This is a genomic window from Campylobacter sp. 2018MI10 (assembly GCF_018501175.1).
Lineage (GTDB): Bacteria > Campylobacterota > Campylobacteria > Campylobacterales > Campylobacteraceae > Campylobacter_E.
In genome coordinates this window covers 1-381 of the sequence record NZ_JAHCZD010000146.1, presented here as the reverse complement: position 1 = coordinate 381, position 381 = coordinate 1, and the positions used below count along the sequence as shown (strand labels likewise).

Here is a 381-nt window from a genome sequence, read left to right as displayed (position 1 = left end):
CTAGTGGAACTACTCCTAAAATGCTTGAAAACGAAACTCATACTTTGGCTGTTGGATATGGCTCTATGCTTGCTGAGAGTGCTGTGGCGATTATGGCTTTAATTTGTGCTTGTATTTTACATCCAGGTCTTTATTTTGCTATAAATTCAAGCTCTGCTTTGATAGGAACAGATGTTGTAAATGTAGCACAAACTATTTCAAGTTGGGGATTTAGTATTGCTTCTGAAGACATTACTACTTTAACCACACATATAGGAGAGCATACTATACTTTCAAGAACAGGGGGAGCCCCGACTTTTGCTATATGTGTAGCTTTGATCTTGCATGATCTTTTTGGCGACGTGGATTTGATGGCTTTTTGGTATCATTTTGCTATATTGT

1 protein-coding gene is annotated in these 381 nt (G+C 37.8%); it reads left to right on the top strand.

From position 1 onward, the window contains the following. The coding region (locus KJR01_RS10075; protein WP_284467031.1) for a carbon starvation CstA family protein at positions 1–381 on the top strand (381 nt) is incomplete at both ends.